The 23,257-nt window shown below is 52.0% G+C and carries 13 protein-coding genes; 6 read left to right on the plus strand and 7 right to left on the minus strand.

From position 1 onward, the window contains the following. Positions 1-63: 63 nt before the first annotated feature. The 7 genes from QZ323_RS05680 to QZ323_RS05710 form a co-directional block, all read right to left on the minus strand. Positions 64-2,283: an endo-1,4-beta-xylanase gene (locus tag QZ323_RS05680; protein WP_294633538.1), complete on the minus strand. Its 2,220-nt coding sequence runs from the start codon at positions 2,281-2,283 to the stop codon at positions 64-66. Positions 2,284-2,316: 33 nt separating this feature from the next. Further along, positions 2,317-3,339, minus strand: coding sequence for a DUF5627 domain-containing protein (locus QZ323_RS05685; protein WP_294633540.1), 1,023 nt, complete (start codon positions 3,337-3,339; stop codon positions 2,317-2,319). 45 nt (positions 3,340-3,384) lie between these two features. Beyond that, positions 3,385-5,190, minus strand: a complete 1,806-nt coding sequence (locus QZ323_RS05690) for a RagB/SusD family nutrient uptake outer membrane protein (RefSeq protein ID WP_294633542.1) — start codon at positions 5,188-5,190, stop codon at positions 3,385-3,387. Positions 5,191-5,236: 46 nt separating this feature from the next. Further along, positions 5,237-8,065, minus strand: coding sequence for a SusC/RagA family TonB-linked outer membrane protein (locus QZ323_RS05695; protein WP_294633544.1), 2,829 nt, complete (start codon positions 8,063-8,065; stop codon positions 5,237-5,239). Positions 8,066-8,096: 31 nt separating this feature from the next. Next, the gene (locus tag QZ323_RS05700; RefSeq protein WP_294633545.1) at positions 8,097-9,959 is read right to left on the minus strand and encodes a RagB/SusD family nutrient uptake outer membrane protein; all 1,863 of its coding nucleotides are present in this window, start codon (positions 9,957-9,959) and stop codon (positions 8,097-8,099) included. 11 nt (positions 9,960-9,970) lie between these two features. After that, positions 9,971-13,120, minus strand: coding sequence for a TonB-dependent receptor (locus tag QZ323_RS05705; protein ID WP_294633547.1), 3,150 nt, complete (start codon positions 13,118-13,120; stop codon positions 9,971-9,973). 1,041 nt (positions 13,121-14,161) lie between these two features. After that, on the minus strand, positions 14,162-14,815 hold the full coding sequence (locus tag QZ323_RS05710; protein WP_294633548.1) for a hypothetical protein: 654 nt from the start codon (positions 14,813-14,815) through the stop codon (positions 14,162-14,164). A gap of 548 nt (positions 14,816-15,363) precedes the next feature. Here QZ323_RS05710 and miaA point away from each other — a divergent pair. The 6 genes from miaA (at position 15,364) to QZ323_RS05740 (ending at position 23,255) form a co-directional block, all read left to right on the plus strand. Further along, positions 15,364-16,284, plus strand: coding sequence for a tRNA (adenosine(37)-N6)-dimethylallyltransferase MiaA (gene miaA / locus QZ323_RS05715; RefSeq protein WP_294633549.1), 921 nt, complete (start codon positions 15,364-15,366; stop codon positions 16,282-16,284). Between the two features lie 269 nt (positions 16,285-16,553). Beyond that, positions 16,554-17,477, plus strand: a complete 924-nt coding sequence (locus QZ323_RS05720) for a diacylglycerol kinase family protein (RefSeq protein ID WP_294633551.1) — start codon at positions 16,554-16,556, stop codon at positions 17,475-17,477. 117 nt (positions 17,478-17,594) lie between these two features. Next, on the plus strand, positions 17,595-18,401 hold the full coding sequence (gene kdsA, locus QZ323_RS05725; protein WP_294633553.1) for a 3-deoxy-8-phosphooctulonate synthase: 807 nt from the start codon (positions 17,595-17,597) through the stop codon (positions 18,399-18,401). Positions 18,402-18,405: 4 nt separating this feature from the next. After that, complete coding sequence (locus QZ323_RS05730) at positions 18,406-18,540, plus strand: hypothetical protein (RefSeq protein WP_294633555.1); 135 nt, start codon at positions 18,406-18,408, stop codon at positions 18,538-18,540. Positions 18,541-18,704: 164 nt separating this feature from the next. Beyond that, positions 18,705-21,545, plus strand: a complete 2,841-nt coding sequence (locus tag QZ323_RS05735) for a M16 family metallopeptidase (RefSeq protein ID WP_294633557.1) — start codon at positions 18,705-18,707, stop codon at positions 21,543-21,545. A gap of 216 nt (positions 21,546-21,761) precedes the next feature. Further along, positions 21,762-23,255: a DUF5687 family protein gene (locus tag QZ323_RS05740; protein WP_294633559.1), complete on the plus strand. Its 1,494-nt coding sequence runs from the start codon at positions 21,762-21,764 to the stop codon at positions 23,253-23,255. The last annotated feature ends 2 nt before the right edge of the window (positions 23,256-23,257 follow it).

Consider the following 23,257-nt stretch of genomic DNA (forward strand, 5'->3'; position numbering starts at 1 on the left):
ATAAAAATAATAAAGGCAGCGGCATTATCCCTCCGCTGCCTTTTATTAAAACTCCATGATAATTTACTTTCCGGCTAAACCATCTGCAAAGCCTGCGTATGTATGTTTACGGCTGTAGTTGGAATCCCACAGACCGACAGGTTCACCGCCGCGCCAGCCTGAATCACTGGGAGCATCAGTGATACACCACTGAGTGATACCATACTGTTGGGCAGCAGGAATAATCTCGAAGTACTTCTTCACAATGAACTTATAATATTCTGCCATTGCCTTATGCTGAGCTTCGGTCATATTTTCCGTCTTCACGTTGTTTCCATTTTCATCTACATAACCCATATCAAGTTCGGAAATCTTCACCAGCTTACCACTCTCTGCCAATATCTCGAACATCTTTACTACATGTTCTTCTTTACTCTTCTGAGTAGCCTCATTGGCATAACAACTTACGTGCATCTGTGTACCGATACCGTCAATCTTTGTCACATTGTCCGCTTCCCACTTCTTAATCCAGTGTACCAAACTCCTCACTTTCTTATTGTCATCCCAATCGGATTCCAAATTATAGTCATTGATAAAGAGTTTCAAAGGAGCGGTACCTCCGTTTTCTGCGTAATACTTGCGGGCAGCAGCTACGACAATACGAACATAATCTTCATTGCCCAAGTAGTCTTGCCAATAGAAGTTGTTCTTAGCATCATCTGCACTGGCATTAGATGCGGACTGCAACGTATAGAAACCTTCGCCGTCATCACCACCACCGGAAATGGCTTCGTTCACTACATCCCAAGTAGTTACATAACCATCGGTAGCTTTCATCATGCCTTCTATCCAATTGTTCATAGCCGCAGTAAGAACTTCTTTTTTCTCTTGGGGAGTGAGTTCAATACTTGTCTGATTAGAAGAATATCCCTCTCCTTCTGCAGACAATGCTTGATATCCATTCCAACTAATCCATCCCTCAATCGACTGGTTTTCAAAGTTTGAAACATACATATCAGATGTACCATCTGAGAATATTACATTATCTACATAAATAGTTCCCACAAAATCACCAAAATTGAAAGTAAATTTATCCACCTGATTATGCTCTGGCGTAAATGTAAAACTTACATCAGTCCATTCGGTACCAATATTAAATCCACCAGGATAACCTTGTGCTCCACCTGTAGACGACTGCATAAATATAGTACAATTATATGAATCCGTAGCCTTGACTTTAGCAGTAAAAGTATATGAATTTCCTTCTGTCAACGGTTTGTCAAATTGATACCACACTTGTGAATCCCAATTATTATTTTTCTTTTCATTATTAGTCATTTTTAAGCAAAAGCCAGCATTATCATTGCCTTCTGATACAATCTGAAATGAAGGACCATTCCAATTGTTTCCCCAACCATTTGTTGTTTCTTCTGCAAAATCACCATTATCAATAAGATTATCATCTGCTCCATCTTTCACAAGTACCAAATTATCAAAGTAAACCTTACCTCCAAACTTACCGAATACAATTTGTAGTTTATCTAAAGTAAATTGAGTAGTAAAGTTCCATTCATAAGTGGCCCAATCAGTACCTATAGCTCCTTTTGCACCTAAATATTGTACATCTTTACTTCCTCCCCATTGATCTTTGTTTGGACTAGCTGACCAAATCGGCCAAAACTCCAAACCTTCGAATTCTTCTGAAGCCTTTATATCTACTTTGAAAGTATAATTCACACCTTGTTCCAAAGCCACAGGAAGCATATACGTAGCCTGCTTATCCCAAATGTTTTCACCTGCTCCATTAGTATTATATTCAATAAAACTATTTTTGGCATTAGGGTCAATAGGCAAAGGAATAGGGGCAATAAGTTTATTCAAATACTTCGGTCTCTGCTGCGAATGCCAAGCCAACGTATGTCCATAAATGGTAAGTCCTCCTGCTTTTGCGGCAGTAACAAAATTTTCCACCGCATCAAAGTTCATCTCACCTGCGTCATTCACACAGGAAGCATACTTCATGGCATTGCCGGCAGTCATTTCCACAAAATTGCTGTTAGCCAACTGAGTGACTTGTCCTCCGGCAATGTAGTCGCTTGCAGCCAGTGCAATTCCCAACTTAAAGTCGGGATTGGCACTGCTGCTTACATAATTCTTCAATACATCATAGTCGTTGAGATACTCCATCCCTGCAATAGAGGCAGGCTTCTCAACCTCGAATGCCAGCGGCTTGTCGTCTACGCACGAAGCAGTAACGACAGCCGTCAGAAGCATTGTTCCTAAGATATTTTTCGTATATTTCATATAAATACTTTTTTAAAATAAGAAACCCTAAAGTTATTTCTTCACGGGAGTGAACCATTCGGCCTTCACACCACGGTAATGAACCACCAACGTATCCTTAGTGGCACAATGGATGCCATCGTAATCCATCGTGTAATCCAAATAGAGCACATCGCGGTCCTTACCGCCCCAGCTGTTCTTGTCTCCTTTGGCAACGAACTTTCCGCTACCATCGGCTACCACACCTTCCGAATTGGAAGAGACCGTGCAATTGCCGCTCTCGTCGAAAGCAAGAACCAGATTTGCCTCAACATTCTTTCCGGCAGCATCTTTGGTAGGACGAGCCCACTGCACCTTGTTTATGCCCAGGGTGCTGAATCCGTCAATAGCCTCATCTTTCTCCACATACGCTTTATGACGCACTTCCGTACCGGTCTTGTTGCCGCTATACGTATCCACTCCACGGCGCAAGTAGTGCGAATCGTATTTGCTGATATACTTCACCGCATAAAGCACATAGTCTTTAGGCTGCACTTCCCAATCTTCCTTGTTCAAGCGAACCGGATTATCAACCTGCTTTTTACCCTGCAAGATGGTGTCGGCATTCTGCACACCGGTCATCACCACCGGAATCACATAGTTCAACTCCACCGACTTCGGGTCATTGAAATAAGCGTCGGTCAGGTTCACCGTAACGCCTCCCAATATATTGCCTTTCTTGATGACGATCTTGTCACCGCCCAACGTATAGTGGGAAGCCGGCATCGGAATGATGTCGCCACCGGTGCTTTCGAATTTGAAACCGTCGCACAAGGTATTGTCTACCCGTATACCTATTTCCACGTCTTTCTTATTCTCGTATACACCTGCCACCGTGGCCATAATCTGGCACTTATGCTCATTGTCCAACGAGTTGTCAACTGAGTTGTCCTCACCTAAAGTAATGGTGCGGATGGGACTTTGATAAGCAAAGTAAACCGCAGAATATTTATAGTCGGGAAATTCCCAGTCGCCATTCTCGCATGCAGTGAACAAGGTTCCCGCCATAGCGGCCAGTATCCATAATGATTTTTTCATTGCTATTTTCATTTATTCAGTTTATATAAGTTCGTTTACTGCCGCTTACCATCCCTTGTTCTGGATGAGTGCATTAAACTTCAATATCTCACTATAAGGTACAGGACCATAATACATGTAGTCCTTGTAATCACGCTTCTCCACATCTACCACTTCGTAGTTGGTTCCGGTGATCTTCATGCCCCGTACGGTTTCGTTCAGCTTGCTGAGCTCTACCTTCCAACGACGCAAATCCCAGAAACGGAATCCCTCGAAGCAAAGTTCCAGACGACGTTCGTTGCGTATCAGCTCACGCATCTTGTCCTTGTCGCCCTTCACCGACTCCAAGTAGGGATCGACACCATCCTTGCCTAAGCCTGCACGCTGGCGGATAGCTTTGATCACATCGTATGCGGAATAGCCGTGAGTACCCTTTCCTTGCGGTCCCCATGCCTCGTTGGCAGCTTCGGCATACCCCAAGAAGATTTCCGTATAGCGAATCCAGGGCTTGATATGGAAACCGTTGGTCGTATTGCTCGGATTAGCGTTCACGTTCATGTCCAGGAACTTGCGCAGATAGTATCCGGTACGCGTAGAAGCACCGTCAAACTTATTCATGGCATCATTGTTGTTGCCATCGACAGCAGTAGTGATGACATCGTTTGCCGAACCTGCCTGACAGCCGTTGTAAATGATGTACAAAGCCAGACGGGGGTCACGGTTGGCATACGGATTCTGTGCATCGTACCCACTCTGCGGGTCACTGATGGGATAACCGTTCGCTGCGGGGAAAGCATCTACCAGATTCTGCGAAGGATTCACACGGCCTTTTCCGAACAGAGAAGGAGGATATTGGTCTTTCTCCAAGTCCGCACTCTCGTTCTTGTTGCTTCTCCACAAGATTTCAGGACGGTTATATCCGGCTTTCATATTCTGGATACCGTTGTGATCTTCGTACCACTTGTTTCCCGTAGGGTCTATGCCGGCAATGGGATTGCCTCCCAGATTGGCCAACACTTGGGCCATAGCGTCGGCAGCCTGTTCCCAACTCACGCCCGAACCTTCGCTGTATGCAGGACTGGCAGCAAGCAGAGCCGCCTGTGCGCGAATGGCACGTGCCACACGGGCACTCATACGGTTCTTGGCATGGTCGCCGAATACACGGTTATACAAAGAGACATCCGCCCCCAACTGTACATATTTGTCAGGCACCACACCCGTATTCACATCCAGATCGCCATACTCCTCAGGAAGCATCTCAATCGCTCTCTCCACATCCTCGTTCAGCAGTTCGATACACTCCTTGAAGGTATTGCGCGGCTTGTTAAAGTCTGAATTAACCGTTTCCGACTCCGTCAGGATAGGAATACCCAGCAACTGTCCGTCTGCCGTCCAACCGGAGCAACTCATCAACAAATGATACATATAGAGTGCACGCATACCGTATGCGTCTCCCTGAAAACGTACCCGGAACAGCTCGGAAGCCTTGGGGTCTCTGGCCCATTCCACGTTTTCGGAAATCTCCAGAAACTGGTTAAGATACTGCCAAGAGGCACGCAAGTTCTGCCAACGGTTCAGGTCACCGGGCGTATTGTCCGAACGCCACGAACCGGCAGCCATCTTCCGATAGTCATTGTTCACGTCATTGGACACAGCGTCGTCCGTAGCCACCTCTGTGAAAGACCAGTTGTTGGCGTTCTCACCCAGCGGATTGCCTATGTAGGCATGTCCCAGCAAACCGACCGCCCACGAAGGCATGTTTTCCAAATCAGACGGTTCTTTGAAGTTTTCCACTGCCGGCTCGAACAGGTCGTCGCAAGCAGAGAATGCCATCAGGAATGCCGCTGATAAGATGATATTTTTTAGTTTCATAACTTCTTGCTTTTTTTTCAATCTACATTATTAAATTATCATTCTCTTAGAACGTTCCCTTAAGACCCAGTTGATAGAAACGCATCTGAGGCGCACTACCCACATTCAGTTCCAATGCCTTGCGTTCTTTTGCGATGGTGAGCAGGTTGTTTGCATTGACAAAGAAACTCAGTCCTTTGACAAACGATCCTCTCAACACCTTTTCAGGCATGGTGTAAGTGAGCTGTATCTGAGAGAGGTTGAAACGGTCGTTCTTATACATCCAGAAGTCGGACGCGCGGAAGTTGTTCTCGCCACCGGTCGTCGTCAGGCGGGGATAGGTGGCTGTGGCTGCCGTCTCGGGAGTCCAGCGGTTGCGCACCACTTCCGAGTATTTGCCGTCTCCTTTCACCCAGTAGTAAGAATTGTCCTTCATGCCGTAGCCGCCTACGTAAAGATTACCCATGACATAGAGCGTAAAGTCGTGCCATTTGGCAGTCAGGTTGATACCGCTCATGAACGGAGAATCCCAACGTCCTAAGAGCACACGGTCGTTATCGTCAATCTTGCCGTCATTGTTCTGGTCCTTATAGCGAATGTCGCCGGGCTTCACGTCGCCGAACGTCTGCTGGGGAGCTGCGTCAATCTCGGCCTGGTCATTGAAGAACCCTTCGCTCTGCAAGCCCCAATGTCCGTTCAGCGCGCGGCCTACAGCCGACAGATATTCGAACTCGATGTTCTCGTCGCGTTTCTCGGCAATACTCTTGTACCACATACCGCTCACGCCGAGTGTCAAATCCACCTCGCCTACTTTCTTGTTGGCATATACGCTGAAATCGAAACCGGTGCGCTTGTCCGCATTGAAGTTCACATAAGGAATGATAGAAGAGGAAGGATAACCCACCTGCGTGAAATAGATCGGATAGAGGGAGCTGGTGCGTGCCAGACCGCCATCCATCTTACTGTTGAAGAAGTTGAAATCAAAAGTAAGCAGCTTGTTCCACATCGAACCGCGCAATCCTACGGTGAACTCTTTACGTTTCACGTAAGTCATGGCAGAACCGTCTCCACGTTGGAACTCAGTGGCAGCCAAACCGCCATTGTCTCCCCAACTGTACCATCCGCCGGACTGCACAATCGGCTTGTACAGGTAGTAACCATCTTCATTGTCGCTGGTCTTGATGTCAAGATCCTGATTGATGATGCCTGCGGAAGCAGTAAGCATCAGGTTATCGAAAACAGAGTTCTCCAGGAAATTCTCCTTTGCCAGGTTCCATCCCAAAGTGACCGTGGGCGAGAATGCAGCACGATTGCCTTCGGGCAACTTGGTGGAATAAGGCATCGCAGCACTGAAGTCCACGTAATATTTGTGCCGATAGTTGTAGGATGCCTGGAAACCCAGGTTGGCATTGGTGGTGCGGTGATAGCGGCCGCTTTGTTGGGTCTGCCAAGCATTGGCAAGCACCATAGCGAACACATTGTGGTCTTCGTTGAAGGTGTTCTGATAGTCGAACTGACCGGACACATTGTATGTGTAACGGTAGGCCGAGTTATTGATGTTTTCGCTGCCGCTCTTCTCGTCCTTGCCATACTGCGTGATGCCCGAAATAACTTCTTTTCCATTATAAGTACTCCATACGGGTGCAAAAGTGGCATAACTGCTGCTGTAGCCCTGATCGTAGGTAGAAGCATAGTCAATACCATATTTGACACGGAAATAGAGTCCCTTGAGCAACGGAGAGAGATTGACATCAAAACGCGTGTTGAACTGGAACTGGCGGCTCACGAATTTATTGTCGCCGGCAGCATAAGCATCCGCCACCGGATTGGTGGGATTCTGCTGCGTACCGCCGAAGAAGTACTTGCCACCCTGAAGATAATTACTGTTGAGCACAGTATTCAGCGAGTTCCTGTCCGCCTCTTCAATGAAACTCAGCGGAATCAACGGTGATACCAGATGAGGACGCAACGTAGCAGCCTGCCCCCACCAGTCCACATTCGCCGCATACGAATCGTAGAAGGTGACATTGGCATCGGTCTGTGCGGTAATGAGTTTGTGCAACTTCATATCCACATTACCACGTACAAAGAAGCGGCTGATGTAGTTGTCTTCCGTATTGCCCACCTTCAGCAACGAAGACTCACGATAGTAACCCGTAGAAGTATAATACTTCACTTTCTCGCTACCGCCTGAAATTTCGACAATCGCCTCCGAACGGTTATACGCCTTTTTCAGGTATTCGGAAGAGTACATGTCGAAGTTGGGATAACGGTAGGGATTCACACCGGAAGCATGGTTATAGATATCTTCCTGAGAGTAATTGGCGGCAAAACCGTCGTTGAGGCGTGCCTCATTATAGAGCGTCATATACTCTGCCGACCCTAAGTATTTGGGATACGACTTGGGGGTATAGAAACCGGTGTTGGCATGAACATTGATCCGGAGGTCGCCCACCTCACCGCGCTTGGTGGTGATGGAGATGACACCCTTGGCTGCACGAGGACCGTAGAGCACTACGGCAGCAGCCCCTTTCAGCAGCGTGATCTGGTCTATTTCGTGGGGAAGCACATTGTTCGCGTCGCGCACCATACCGTCCACAATCACCAAATATTCGTCGTTTCCCCAGATATTGCCGTTGAAACCACCTACCACATTGTCAACCAAGCTCAGACTGTAGTTTGTATATGCCTTTTCCGACATTTTCTTCATGTCAATGACAGACACTCCACCCAACAGGTCGTCGGAGTTGATGGAACGGAATGCCACTTGCACCTTCTGGAGCGTATCAGCCTGGGCGGCTTCCACCAAGTCGGCCAGCGTCTCCTGGGCGGCAACGTGTGTGTTGGCAAAAGCCAGAGCCGCACAGAATACAAGTCCTTTATATATATGTTTCATTTTTTATAGTCTTTATGTTTATGTAAAACCATTACCAACCGGGATTTTGATAGAACTCCGGATACATCGTCACATCGCTCGTCTTGAACGGCAGCCAGTAGTGTTTAGCCCGCAATTTGCGTTCCGTCACTACCTCTTCGCGGAAGTTTCTGACTTTGCGTTCCTTCGGATCGGCTTTGGGGTCGAACTCCTCCGCGCGGTCAAAGAGTTGCTTGGTCTTGATATTATAAGGATATTCGGTCAGCAGTTTCCAACGGCGCAGGTCGTTGAAACGGTGGCCTTCGTAAGCAAGCTCCACGGCACGCTCGCGGCGCACTTCTCCCATGAATTTCTCCAAGTCGGCCGTATAGTGGCTTGCCACGCCTTCTACTCCGGCACGCTCGCGAATCACATTGACTGCGTCTACGGCGCTCTTCGAGAACGTAGTAGCCTTGCCGTTGGCCGAGCCATAAGCCTGTGCGGCAGCTTCGGCATACAGTAGATAGACCTCTGCCAAGCGCAGCCATGCCAAGTGGAAGTGGGTGGCCTTTCCATAACCATAGTCCTGGTCGCCCTTATTGGCTCCTATCGGGATGAACTTATAGTTGAAATAACCCGTACGGCTGGTCTTCTGCGGATCATTGCAACAGTTGCCACCTTCGTAGAGGTTGGCGAACTCGTACTCCTTGAAGTCGCCTACTGTTTTCATCTGGCGCACGCCGTCGTAGATGAAGTTGTTGTAGAAGCGCGGGTCGCGGCCTTTCCAAGGCTGCTCTTTGCTGAAACCGGAGTTGGGATCATCGAGAGGCATGCCGTTTGCCATACCGAAATAGTTCACGTAGTTGGCAGCCGGACAGAGGATGATGCCGTCGCCATCACAGATGAAGGAGAGCTGGTAGGAGTTCATCTGACGCCAATAAGAGTCGGCACTGAACGTAGGGCTGCGCATGATGGCTTCCGTACCGCCCGGCATCAGCCAGTTCTGCTCTTTGGTATAGAAGAGGTTGCTGTAATTTTCAAAGTCTACCAGAGCATATTGCGTCTGACCGCCCTCTACCATGGCAAGCACCTGTCCTAAAACCTCGGCAGCACGTTTGCAGTAATCCGCATTGTAGGAACGTCCGCTGCCTTCCGCACCATTTTCCATCAAAGGGCTACCGGCATACAGCAGGCACTTGCCCATATAAGAGAGGGCCCAAATCTTGTTGGGGCGCAAAGCGTTGTTTCCCTTCGTGCGGTTTCCGGTAGCTGTATTGTCCCAGTCGATGGGGAGGAGTTCGGCTGCGCGCTGGAAGTCTCTTGCCATCTTCTCGGCATTCTCCTGATAGCTTTCGCGCGGCAGGTTGAACAGTTCGACGGGCGAAAGGGGTCTTTCCATATAGGGCAGGCCACCCCAGTAGGTGGTCAGCTGGAAGTAGAACCAAGCACGGAAGAAGTAGAGCTGGCCTTCGATAAAGTTGCGTTCTTCTTGTGTGGCATCGGTCAGCAGGCCGTTCTGCAAAGCCTCAAGACCCAAGTTTGCCTGACGGATGGCATACCAACCGCCACCCCAGAGGGACTTGGCAAAGCGGTCGCCATCCAAGGTCCAGTTTCGGTCCAGGAAGCAGTCGCTCTTGTTGATATATGAACGGTAGTTTCCGCCGTCGATGGCATAGCCCATCAGATACTCACCGTTACCGGTGGTGATCACCTCGTCTTCACCCCAGTTGAAGGAGCTTACCCAATTGTGCTTTGCCACATCGGGGATGACGTTGTACATGACTTCAATGAATCCTTGGAAGTTATTGAAGTTCTTGAACGCATCTTCCTTGGTCAGGACGGAATCGGAATCCCTCTCCAGATAGTCGGTGCACGACACAGAGGCGAAACCGGCAAGGAACAATGCGAAAAGTATATGATATATTCTATTTTTCATCTTCAGTTAGATTAAAGTGTGATTTTGAATCCTAAGTTGAAACGGCGCTGGGTAGGATATGCGCTCCATCCGCCGGTGTTCGACTCGCGGTCATCGGGCATGTTGGTCCAGAGGAAGAGGTTGTTACCGTTGACAAACAACTTCAAGCTGCTCAATCCCGAAGCCTTCAGCCACTTCTCCTTGGAGAAAGTATAAGAGAGTTCGGCATATTTCAGACGCGTGTATGAACCGTCGAAGAGGAAGCGCGTGCCATCGGTATACCGGCTTGTCTGGTTCAGCCAACGGGGCAGAGGCACATCGGCGCTCTGGTTGTCGGGACTCCAGTAGCTGCCTTCGAAGAATGCCGTGTTGCGCGTGCCGCCCAAGCTGGTCAGGCCGACGGTGCGGCTCACGTTGTTCACGCCGTAGAACTGCACGAAGAAGCTCCATCCCTTGTAGTCGAAGCCGACCTGCAGGTTCATGGTGTTCTGCGGCACTCCGGTGTAGCCGTATGGGATGTTGTCGTTCTGAGTGATCTCGCCATCGGCATCGTAGTCGAGGATGATGTAGTTGCCCGGCTTGCGGTTGGCGTCGTACTCGTCGTGCGCGGTACTACCGTAGAGTTCGTCCCAGCTGTTGTAATAGCCGTGGTCGGCGTAGGAATAGTTCTGGTTGACTGGCTTTCCGGCCTGTTTCTGATACTCCGGCATGAGGCTGGGGTCGTCTGCATCGATCACCTTGCTGACGGCATGGGTGAGCGAGGCGTTACCCCAGAGTCGCCAGTCGCGCGTGAGCTGCTTGTTCCAGCGCAGTTCCAGTTCGAAACCTTTGCTGTCTATCTTGCCCAGGTTGGCGATGGGGGCTTCGGTACCAAAATAGGAAGGCACGGCACGTCTGTTTCCGGGCAGGAGGATGTCGGTGCGTTTTTCCTGGAAGTAGTCGAACGAACCGGAGATGACGCCTCCGAAGAGGGCGAAGTCGGCGGCGACGTCGAGTTTGGTGGCTATCTCCCATTGGAGGTTATCGTTTCCTATCTGTGTCTGCTGCCACCAGTTGTAGGGGCTTCGGGCGGGGTCTACTCCGGTGAGTGCCTGACGGTAGTTTCCTCCGTTGTTCCAGATGTCCATGTATCCCCAGCGATAGGATTTTCCGTTCACGTATAGGCTGTCATTACCGATTTGTCCGTAGGAAGCGCGTAGTTTCAGCATGTCGAGCCACTTCAGTTTGAGTTTCTTCACGAAGGGTTCTTCCGAAACCATCCATCCGATGGCGCCGGAGTTGAAGAAGGCGAAGCGGTTTTCGGCGGCGAAGAGGTCGGAGCCGTTGTATGCGCCGTTATACTCGATCATGTAGCGGCTGGCGTAGTCGTACGTGGCACGGAACACCCAGTTCTCGCGGCGGTAGGGCTGTTCGCTACCGGTGGCATACTGTTCGCGGCTGAAGTTTCCCATGGCTCCCACGGTGTGGTCGCCGAACTTGTTGGAGTAGTTCAGCTGTACGGAATAGTCCATGCGTCGGTAAGTGGCCCAGTTTTGCACGGAACCGGCTCCGATCTTCCAGGCGTTGTTGTTCATGAAGTCGAACTTGTAGAGTGCATCCGTTTTGACGTCGGTGTATTCCTGTCCGGTTTCGGGGTCGATCCATTTGTGGGCTTCGTCTTCCCAGTCGGTGGTGTCGTCTACGCCACGTCCGGTTTCGCGGAAGGCGTTGTCGAAGGCGAGCCTTGCCTGCACGTTGAGTCCTTTGAGGAGGAATCCGAGGTCTTGTTCGAGGGTGAAGTCGGTGTTCAGCCGGTCGTCGGTGGTGTATCCGATACCGTTCACGCTGAGCTGTTCGTAGCTGTTGGTGGCAGCCTGCGTGGGGTTAGGCTGGTAGTATCCGAAGGTTCCGTCGCTGTATACGGGCACGAAGGCGTCGGGGGATATTCCATAGAATGCGCTCCAGACGAGGTTTTCGTACAACCCTTGCGTGGCTTTCTTCACGGCGTGCGAGCCTGAGAGGTTGACGTGCAGCTTGGTGGTCTTCGTGAGGTTGAAGTCGAGGTTGCTTCGCACGTTGATACGGTCGTAGCTGAATCCAGGATCGTATCCTTTCACGTTGGTGACTTTCTTGTAGATGTCTCCCTCGTGGGCGAAGTCGGCGGAGGCGAAGTATTTGACGAATTTCGTACCTCCGCTGACGTTGACGTTTGCCGTGTATGAGGTGGCTACGTCTTTGAGCAGGTAGTCTACCCAGTTCATGTTGGGGTAGCGTTCGGCTTCGGCCTGATTGGCAGGATGGCGGTACTTGTAGAGCCGGTCTTGGGTGAGGTAGTAGCTCCAAGAGTCGGGGTGGTAGGCGAGTTCGTTCTCGATGACCTGGTTGCGCAGGGAGAGGGCGTCATAGGCGTCCATCATGTCGGGCAACTTGGAGTAGGTCTTGAGCGTGGTGCTGGCGTTGACGTTGATGACTGCCTTTCCTTCTTCACCGCGCTTGGTGGTGATGAGGATGACGCCGTTGGCACCGCGCACGCCGAACACTGCCGTTGCGGATGCGTCTTTCAGCACGGATATGGATGCTACGGAGTTGATGTCTACCGAAGTCATGGGGCGTTCGATGCCGTCTACCAGCACGAGTGGCTGTGTGCTGTTGAAGGAGGATACGCCTCGGATGGTGATTTCGGGTTCTTCGTCACCGGGTTTTCCGGTGGTGGTCATGGTGACTACGCCCGGCAGGTTACCCGTGAGAGCTTGTCCGAGGCTTGTGACGCCTCCCGTGCGTTCCAAAGTCTTGGCATTGGTCTGGGCGATGGCGCCTACGACTGATGCTTTCTTCTGCTGTCCGAAGCCTACTACGACGACTTCTTCCAGTTGCTGGCTGTCGTCTTCGAGTGTCAGTTTCATCGGGGTTTTTGAGTTGGCTTTCACTTCTTGCGACTTCATACCGATGTATGAGACGATGAGGGTTGCATTTTCATGCGGCACTGCTAACGTAAAGTTTCCATCTATATCTGATATCGTACCTATTGAATTGTTTCCTTTTAAAACGATGGAAGCACCGATTACGGTTTCTCCGTTAGCATCATAGACTGTACCTTTTACAGTCACTCCGTTTTGAGCCAGAGTTGGCAGGCAACTCAGCAGCATCAAAAGGAACAGGTAAGGAATCTTTTTAATTGTCTTAGTTACATTTTTCATTACCATTAGTTTAAGATATTAATAACTACATTCTCTCTCGTGTGTGGAGGGCGGGTGTGTCTGCATCAGACTCTTGCCCGCAGCTTTCAACTGTCGTCATACTCATGTTTCATAAGCGCTCTGTTTTTTTAAATTAAAAATCACGTTAGCTATACTCTGTTTCCGGAGGTATTTGTCCGGCGGTAAAATCGTTCGCGACAAGGGGTGTTTCCGATAGTGCGGGCTGCCCTGCATCAGCATAAATTCTTCCGTGGGGCAAAAGTATCAAATAACCCTAAATCCCTTTATAGAGTGGTATAACACGTTTTTTCGATGATATTACATCCTTCTCAGGGATGTAACATTTTTCTTTTCGTATGTTACATGAGATATGAATAAACGGCTATATATCAGTAGAATAACCGTAATGTTACGGGACAGGATCCACGCTCTGGAGACAGGCGCGGAAAAGGGGGAGGGATTCCCCGTCTTCGAAGCAGGAAAAGCGAGGGGGACGGGGGGAGAGAAGGGGGAAAAAGGGGGAGTGAGGAGGAAGTGAGGAGGGAAAAAGAGGGAAGCGCAAAAGGAGTGAAGAGGAAGTGAAGAAGGAGTGAAAAGGAAGTGAAGAAGGAGTGAAAAGGAAGTGAAGAGAGAAATGGGGCGTCGGGTAAAAGGGTCAGCAGGAGGACAGGGTTGGCGGAAAGTTAACGGAAAGTTAACGGAGAAGTAGCGGAGAGGTAACGTAAAGTTGACATAAGGCTGGTGTAAAGTTGGCGTAGAATTGACGTAGGATTGACGTAGGATTGACGTAAGGTTGGCGGAAAGTTGGCGTAGAATTAGCGTATGGGCAAAAAAAAAGGAGTACCGCTGTACTCCAACCTTGTTAACCTTAAATCTAATACTATGAAAAACACGTTGCAAAGGTACGGACTTTTTCGGGATTTGCAAGCGTAGTGTGCGAAAACGGCGCATTTATAACACGTTTTAATAGAAACATCTCTGTTTTTACATCCTTTTTTATTTTCGGGGGATATCTTTTTCTTTTTTTAAGGGGGAGCTTCTTCGTTTTCAGAAGAGGTCTTCTTCGTTTTCAGAAGAGGTCTTCTTCGTTTTCAGGGAAGATCTTTTTCTTCTCAGGGGAGCCGGACGGGCGACGACGCATCGGGGGCGATGGGCACAGGACGGGCACCGTAGGAGCGTAGGGCGCGCTGTAGGGCGGTGTCGCTGTTGCAGAGGCTGAAGAGGGGGGGTGTGCAGGACGAGGCGTTGCGTGCTGGCTTGCAGGCCTTCGGGAGTGTATCGGGTGTGCACCCAGGCGAAGGCGCCGGGGCCGATGTCCTCTCCGTGGGAGAGGCAGCCGTGGGCGGAGCTGAATCCGAAGGAGGGGGCGGCGATGCAATAGCCGGTGGCGGATTCGGTGCGCGTCAGATAGACGGGGAGGGAGAAGAGGTTGGCACCGATGAAACGGTTGTAGATGGGGACGAGGCTCTTGCGATCCTTGCGGCGGCGCTGCTCGAAGCACTCGTCCAGCAAGCCGCGGAAGGAGCGGTAGAGGGCGACGATGTTGGGGAACTTGATGCGCTGGATCATCTGCGTCGGAGTGCGCGGATTAGTCATCTTTGAGACGCGGGCGGAAATGACGAGTTCGCCCCCCTTGACTGAGTATGTAAGGTCTCCGGCTGAGCCGCTTATCATACCTTTGATTCCATTGCTGATAGCCATATTCGTTATACTTTAAATTGTTGCCGGAGTCTCACCAGTTGAAGGGTGCGGGCCAGGACGAAAGGGGCGACGTGATGCTTACATGGGTTGCACTCCGATTGTATAACGCGCGGGAGGGTGGAAAAGTTCTCTAAAAACAGGGAGATGACACATGTATAACACAGATTCAACGGATGACCGCAGACTTTGTTCCGAAACACGGTTCACGGAAACCAGTTAAAAAAATAATAGAAAAATTATTTTTTTGCCCTTTTTCGGCCGTTCCGCCTTCGCTCTGCCTCCGTTGTGGCTCCGTTGTAGCTCCGTTCCTAAGGAGTGGCGGCGGAATGGCGCCGGAATGGCGGCATACCGCCCCCGTAGCGTTAACGGATATTAAACCGCATGTTTCTCCCCCCGTTATAGTCAGCAAGGGAAAATACGCCCTCCCATCCTCCCCTTATCTCCCTCCCATCCTCCCCTCCCCCCCTTCCCCCGCAAAAAACCGCCCCCACATTTTGCCCCCCGCCCAAAATCCACTATCTTTGCCCCAAACCAATAAACCCCGACCCATGCCCACCTACGACCTGATCACCATCCTCGGCCCCACCGCCTCCGGCAAGACCCCCTTCGCCGCCGCCCTCGCCCACCGTCTGCACACCGAAATCATCAGCGCCGACTCCCGCCAAGTCTACCGCCACATGGACCTCGGCACCGGAAAAGACCTCGACGACTACACCGTCGACGGACACCCCGTGCCCTACCACCTGATCGACATCGCCGAACCCGGCGAAAAATACAACCTCTTCGCCTACCAGCGCGACTTCCTCGCCGCCTACCACGACATCCGCCGGCGCGGACTACGCCCCATCCTCTGCGGCGGCACAGGCATGTACCTCGAATCTATCCTCAAAGGATACCGCCTCCTCCCCGTGCCCGAAAACCCCGAACTGCGCGCTCGCCTCGCCGGCAAGTCCCTCGACGAACTCACACAGATCCTCCGACAATACAAAACCCTGCACAACGTCACCGACCTCGACACCCCCAAACGCGCCATACGAGCCATCGAAATCGAAGACTACCACGCTCACACCCCCGTCGACCAACGCCCCTTCCCACCCCTCAGCAGCCTCATCATCGGCATCGACATCGACCGCGACACCCGACGCCGGAAAATCTCCCGACGCCTCCAACAGCGCCTCGACTCCGGCATGGTAGACGAAGTACGCCTCCTCCTCGACCGCGGCATCCCCCCCGAAGACCTCATCTACTACGGCCTCGAGTACAAATACCTCACCCTCTACGCCACCGGACAGATCTCCTACGACACCATGTACACCCAGCTCGAAACCGCCATCCACCAGTTCGCCAAACGCCAAATGACCTGGTTCAGAGGCATGGAACGCCGCGGATTCACCATCCACTGGCTCGACGCCGCCCTGCCCACGGAAGAAAAAATCTCCCGCGTCCTCTCCATGCTCACCCCCGACTGACGCCTCCCCCCCGAAGAAAAAAAAATTTCTTTATCCCCACAAGGCAAAAGTCTCACGATTTTCATCTATATTTGCAGACAGGGAACAGCGCGGGAACCGCCCGGAAACCGAATGGGAACCGCCCGCCCCCCAACACCTTACCATGCAGGAAAAAAGCCCTTATCCCATAGGAACGGACACCTTATTATATAAGAAAGCCCACCCTATCCCATAAGCAAGCCCACCCCGCACTGTAAGAAAAAACATCACATAACCAGACAACAAACCACATGAGCGTAGAGCCCGAAAGATGGGGAGTGATATACAACCCCAAAGCCGGCACCCGAAAAGTGCAGAAACGGTGGAAAGAAATCAAAGAATACATGGACAGCCAAGGCGTCAGCTACGACTACGTCCAGTCCGAAGGCTTCGGCTCCGTCGAACGCCTCTCCGGCATCCTTGCCAACAACGGCTACCGCACGATCGTCATCGTAGGCGGCGACGGCGCCCTGAACGACGCCATCAACGGCATCATGGCCTCAAACGCCGAAAACAAAAGCCAAATCGCCCTCGGCATCATACCCAACGGCATCGGAAACGACTTCGCCCGATACTGGGGACTCACCTCCGAATACAAAGACGCCGTCGACTGCCTCATCCGACGACGACTCCGAAAAATAGACGTCGGACAATGCAGCTACTACGACGGACGGAAACACGTCACCCGATACTTCCTCAACGCCATCAACATCGGCCTCGGAGCACGCATCGTCCGAATCACCGACCAAACCCGCCGCTTCTGGGGACTCAAGACCCTCTCCTGCCTCATGGCACTCATCTCCCTCATCTTCGAACGCAAGCTCCACCGCATGCACCTGAAGATAAACGGCGAACACATCCGCGGACGAATCATGACCGTATGCATCGGAAACGCCTCCGGATACGGCCAAGCCCCCAGCGCCGTACCCTACAACGGCTGGCTCGACGTCTCCGTCATCTACCGACCCGAACTCCTACAACTCATCTCCGGCCTATGGATGCTCATACAAGGACGAATACTCAACCACAAAGTCGTACGACCCTACCGCACGCAGAAAATCAAAGTCCTGCGCGCCCAAAACGCCTCCGTCGGCCTCGACGGCCGGCTGCTCGACCGACACTTCCCACTCGACATAGGAATCATGCACGAAGCAGCCACCCTCATCATACCCTGATGACGGCCCCGATAAGCCCGAAGGTATAAATCAGAATATCAATCGGATGTCAGACATCGCAAAACAGAGAATCAATCAAATATCAAAACCAATAACCCCAAAATTCCAACAATCATAATGAAAGAACTTACGAACAACCCCGCCGGCAACTTCTTCCTACTCGCCGGCCCCTGCGTCATCGAAAGCGAAGAAATGGCCATGCGCATCGCCGAACACATCGTCCGCATCACCGAACGACTGCGCATCCCCTACGCATTCAAAGGCTCCTACCGCAAAGCCAACCGCTCACGCCTCGACTCCTTCACCGGGATCGGCGACGAAAAAGCCCTGAAAGTGCTCGAAAAAGTCCACCGCACATTCGGCATCCCCACCGTCACCGACATACACTCGGCACAGGAAGCCGACATCGCCGCCCAGTACGTCGACATCCTACAAATCCCCGCCTTCCTCTGCCGACAGACCGACCTGCTCGTAGCCGCCGCCCGCACAGGCCGCACCATTAACATCAAGAAAGGACAATTCCTCTCCCCCCTCGCCATGCGCTTCGCCGCCGAGAAAGTGGCCGAAACCGGAAACCCGAACGTCATGCTCACCGAACGCGGCACCACCTTCGGCTATCAGGACCTCGTCATCGACTACCGCGGCATCCCACAGATGCAGACGCTCGGCTACCCCGTCATCCTCGATGCCACCCACTCCCTGCAACAACCCAACCAGACGAGCGGAGTCACCGGAGGCATGCCCCGCCTCATCGAGACCGTAGCCAAAGCAGGCATCGCCGTCGGCGCCGACGGACTCTTCATCGAAACCCACCCACAGCCCGAAATCGCCAAAAGCGACGGAGCCAACATGCTCCGGCTCGACCTGCTGGAAGACCTGCTCACCAAACTCGTACGCATCCGCCAAGCCGTCGCAAACAGCTAAAGGAATGAAAGGGATTTTCAGAAGAAGCTATCGCCTTCTTTTGAAGAGGTCATCACCTTCTTTTGAAGAAGTCATCGCCTTTTTTGAAGAAGTCATCGGAATGGAGAGGGAGATTTTAGAAGAAGCTATCACCTCATAAACTCACAAAACTTGCGAACTTAAAAACTCATAAACCCGCAAAACCTACAAACCTATCAACCCAAGAACTTAAAAACTTACAATAAAATTCTCCCCCTCCCCTGTGATTTATCTCCCCCTTCGCCGACAGATAGGGAAAAACAATATTATTTAATTAGAAACAATATGAAACATCTATTTCGAAGTTTACTGGCCGCAGCCCTCCTGCTGTGTGCCGGACAACAACAGGCGGAAGCCCAGCAAATGCAACTCCCGCCCCTCCCCGTCGACAAGAACGTCCGCATCGGACAGCTCGACAACGGCCTGACCTACTACATCCGCCACAACCACCTGCCCGAAAACCGCGCAGACTTCTACATCGCCCAGAAAGTAGGTTCCATCCTCGAAGAACCCCAACAGCGCGGACTCGCACACTTCCTCGAGCACATGGCCTTTAACGGCACGAAGAACTTCCCCGGCAACGACTGCGGACTCGGAGTCATCCCCTGGTGCGAAACCGTAGGCATCAAGTTCGGCACCAACCTCAACGCCTATACCAGCATCGATGAAACCGTCTACAACATCAGCAACGCCCCCGTAGACCGTCCCAACGTGCTCGACTCCTGCCTGCTCATCCTACACGACTGGTCCAACTGCATCCTGCTGCAAGACGACGAAATCGACAAGGAACGCGGCGTCATCCGCGAAGAATGGCGCAGCCGGAACAGCGGAATCATGCGCGTCTACACCGACCTCTCCCCCGTCATCTACCCCGGCGACAAGTATGCCGACTGCATGCCCATCGGCTCCATCGACGTCATCAACAACTTCCCCTACAAGGACATACGCGACTACTACCACAAGTGGTACCGCCCCGACCTGCAGGGCATCGTCATCGTGGGTGACATCGACGTCGATGCCGTAGAAGCCAAACTGCGGAGCGTCTTCGCCGACATCCCCAAACCCACCGACCCCGCCGAACGCGTCTACTTCCCCGTAGCCGACAACAAGGAGCCTATCGTTGCCATCGGCACCGACAAAGAGGTGGACGACCCCTCCATCGAAGTCTACTTCAAGCAAGACGCCACGCCGGACACCGAGAAGAACAACATCGGCTACCTCGCCTCCCAATACATGCTCAGCCTCGCCACCAGCATGCTGAACGCCCGCCTGAGCGAAATCGTACAGAGCGTCAACCCGCCCTTCAACCGCGCCGGCTGCTCGTACGACAACTTCTTCCTCGCCAAGACCAAGGAAGCCTTCAACATCTACGCCTCCAGCAAGGCCGACGGCATAGAGGGCGCCCTGCGCACCCTGCTCCGGGAGACGGAACGTGCCCGCCGCTTCGGATTCACCGAATCGGAATATGCCCGTGCCCGTGCCAACTACCTGCAACGTCTCGAATCCGCTTATAATGAGCGCGAAAAGACCCAGCACGGCGCCTACGTACGCGAATACGTGCGCCACTTCCTCGACGCCGAGCCCATCCCGGGCATCGAAGCCGAGTATGCCATGATCAACCAGCTGGCTCCCAACATCCCCGTGCAGGGCATCAACATGATGATGCAACAACTCGTGCCGGACAGCAACGTGGTAGCCATCATCGCCTGTCCCGAGAAGGAGGGTCTGAAGTACCCCACGAAAGAGGAAGTCGTAGCCCTGCTGAAAGGCATGAAAAGCCTCGACCTGCAACCCTACGTCGACAAAGTATCGGACGAACCCCTCATGAAGGAAGCCCCGAAAGGCGGCAGCATCCTCTCCGAGAAGGAAGGCGAAATCTACGGCAGCACCAAGCTCGTCCTCTCCAACGGGGTGACCGTCTACGTCAAGAAGACCGACTTCAAGGCGGACGAGATCCGCATGAAGGGTACCAGTCTGGGCGGCCGCTCGCTCTTCCCCGACAAGGATGCGCTGAACTTCAGTGTCATGGACGACGTTGTCAATGCCGGTGGCTTGGGCAATTTCAGCAAAGTAGACCTGACGAAGGTACTGGCAGGCAAGAAAGTTTCCGTGCAAGCCGGTACGGGTGCCACCACCGAAAACGTGTTCGGCACCTGCTCGCCCAAGGACTTCGAGACCTTGATGCAGCTGACTTACCTCACCTTCACCGCTCCGCGCAAGGATCAGGAGGCTTTCGAATCGTACAAGAGCCGCCTGAAAGCCCAGCTGGAAAGTGCGCAAGCCAATCCGCTCTCTTCCATCAGCGACTCTTTGCAGAAGGCCATGTATGGCAATCACCCGCGTCTCGTATCGCTCAAGCCTGAGATGGTAGACCGGATCGACTACGACCGCATCTTGGAGATGTACAACGACCGCTTCAAGGACGCCAGCGACTTTACCTTCTACTTCGTGGGCAACATCGACCTGGAGACGGTTCGTCCGCTCATTGCCGAATATCTCGGTGCTCTGCCTGCCATCCACCGCAAGGAGACGTTCAAGGATACGAAGATGTACATCCGCAAGGGTGCCTACAAGAACGAATATGCCAAGGAGCAGCAGACGCCGATGGCAACCATAGTCTTCCTCTACAGCGGCAAGACGCCTTACAACCTGAAGAACAACATCTTACTGAGCTACATGACGCAGGTCCTCAACATGGTGTATACCGAAGAGGTGCGCGAGAAGGAAAGTGGTACGTATGGTGTGAACTGCTTCGGCAGCTTGCAGAAATTCCCGAAAGAGGAGCTGTTGCTCCAGATCGTTTTCCAGACAGATCCGGAGAAGAAGGATAAGCTGGCGGGCATCGTTATAGACCAGTTGAAGAAGCTGGCTGCGGAAGGTCCGTCCGACGTGCACATGCAGAAGGTGAAAGAGTATATGTTAAAGAAGTATGCCGACAACCAGAAGGAGAACGCCTACTGGATGAACAACCTGAACGATTACTTCTACTACGGCGGTCTGGACATGACCAAGGGATACACCGAAATGGTGAATAGCATCACGCCTCAGGAGATCCAGAAGTTTGCCGCTACCCTGCTGAAACAAGGCAACGAGATAGAAGTCACGATGACTATCCCGAAAGAATAGAAGGAAGTCATGATGACTGTCTTGAAAGAATAGAAAACGGAGGGCACCGAAATAGAGCCCGGAACGCTTGTGTTCTGCTGCCTGTTTCGGCACCCCCTCCTCTCTTATGTTACCATTCATCAATCTAAGTTGCATAAATACAACGTTTAAGTTACGTAAGTGTAACGTTTAAGTTGAGCAAGTGTAACATGAATCACTAATTAACAATTAAATCTTATGAACCTATTTCTCGAGCTACGCAAGCATGGAAAGCTGGCGGAAAAACGACATCCAATGTACGAAAAAGGTAAATTCGGAAAGTTTTGGATGTACTTCATGGGAATATTCTGGGCCGGATACCTGATCTTCTTCGGGACGCTATTCGCCTTTGCATTCGATGGCGGGGCAAAGGAAGCCTACCACGTCATGAACAGTGGCCTGATATTCGTCCTCGCCCTCGACTTCCTCTTGCGGCTGCCTTTCCTGAAAACGCCCACGCAGGAGGTAAAGCCCTATCTGTTGCTTCCCATCAAGCGGAACCGTTTGATCGACTTTCTGCTCCTGCGCTCCGCACTTAGCAGTTTCAATCTGCTGTGGCTCTTCCTGTTCGTCCCGTTCGCCATCATCACCGTCACCAAGTTCTACGGGATATGGGGAGTGTTCACCTATTGCGTGGGCATCTGGCTGCTTATCCTGTTCAACAATTACTGGTACCTGCTGTGCCGCACCCTGATGGACGAGCGCATCTGGTGGTTCCTCTTGCCGGTTGCCGTGTACGGTGGCATTGCCGCTGCCCTCTTCCTGCCGGACAAGAGCCCGCTGTTCGCCTGGTCTATCGACTTGGGCGAAGGATTCATCACCGGAGACTGGCTGACGTTTGCCGGTATGCTGGTTGCCATTGCCGTGATGTGCCTCATCAACCGGAGCATCATGCAGAAGCTGGTCTACAACGAACTGAACAAGCTGGAAGACACCACCGTGCAGGTGAAGCGTGTATCCGAATACAAGTTCCTGGACCGCTACGGCGAAATAGGAGAATACATCCGCCTGGAGTTGAAGTTGCTTCTGCGCAACAAGGTATGCCGGAAGTCCCTCTACTCCATCACGGCGCTCGTACTGATACTCAGCCTCACCATCAGCTTCTCCGACATCTACGACGGAGGCATGCGCGACTTCTTCATGCTCTACAATTACATCATCTTCGGCATCCTGTTCCTCTCTCCCCTCATGAGCTATGAGGGCAACTACATCGACGGCCTGATGAGCCGGAAGGAGTCGATATACGCGTTGCTGCGTGCCAAGTATATCTTGTATAGCCTGGCACTTATCATCCCGTTCGCGTTGATGATTCCGGGCATGATAACGGGCAAGGTGTCCGCGCTGATGTGCACCGCCTGGCTTTTGTTTATCCCCGGTGCCGTGTACTGCTGCATGTTCCAGCTGGCCGTGTACAACAACAAGACCCTTGACCTGAACACCAAGATATCCAGCCGCCAGAACGTGGGTACAGGGATGCAGAACCTCATCTCGGGAGCCGCGTTCGGAGTGCCGCTCCTGTTGTTCTTCGTGTTGAAGACCGTGTTCGGCAAGGAGACAGCCCCCTGGATTCTGATCGGCATCGGCATCGCTTTTATCGCGACCTCGAAGTGGTGGCTGCGCAACGTGTACTGCCGCTTCATGAAGCGCCGGTACAAAAACCTGGAAGGATTTCACGATAGTAGACAAAAATAGAA

This window comes from uncultured Bacteroides sp., assembly GCF_910585845.1.
Classification (GTDB): Bacteria; Bacteroidota; Bacteroidia; order Bacteroidales; family Bacteroidaceae; genus Bacteroides.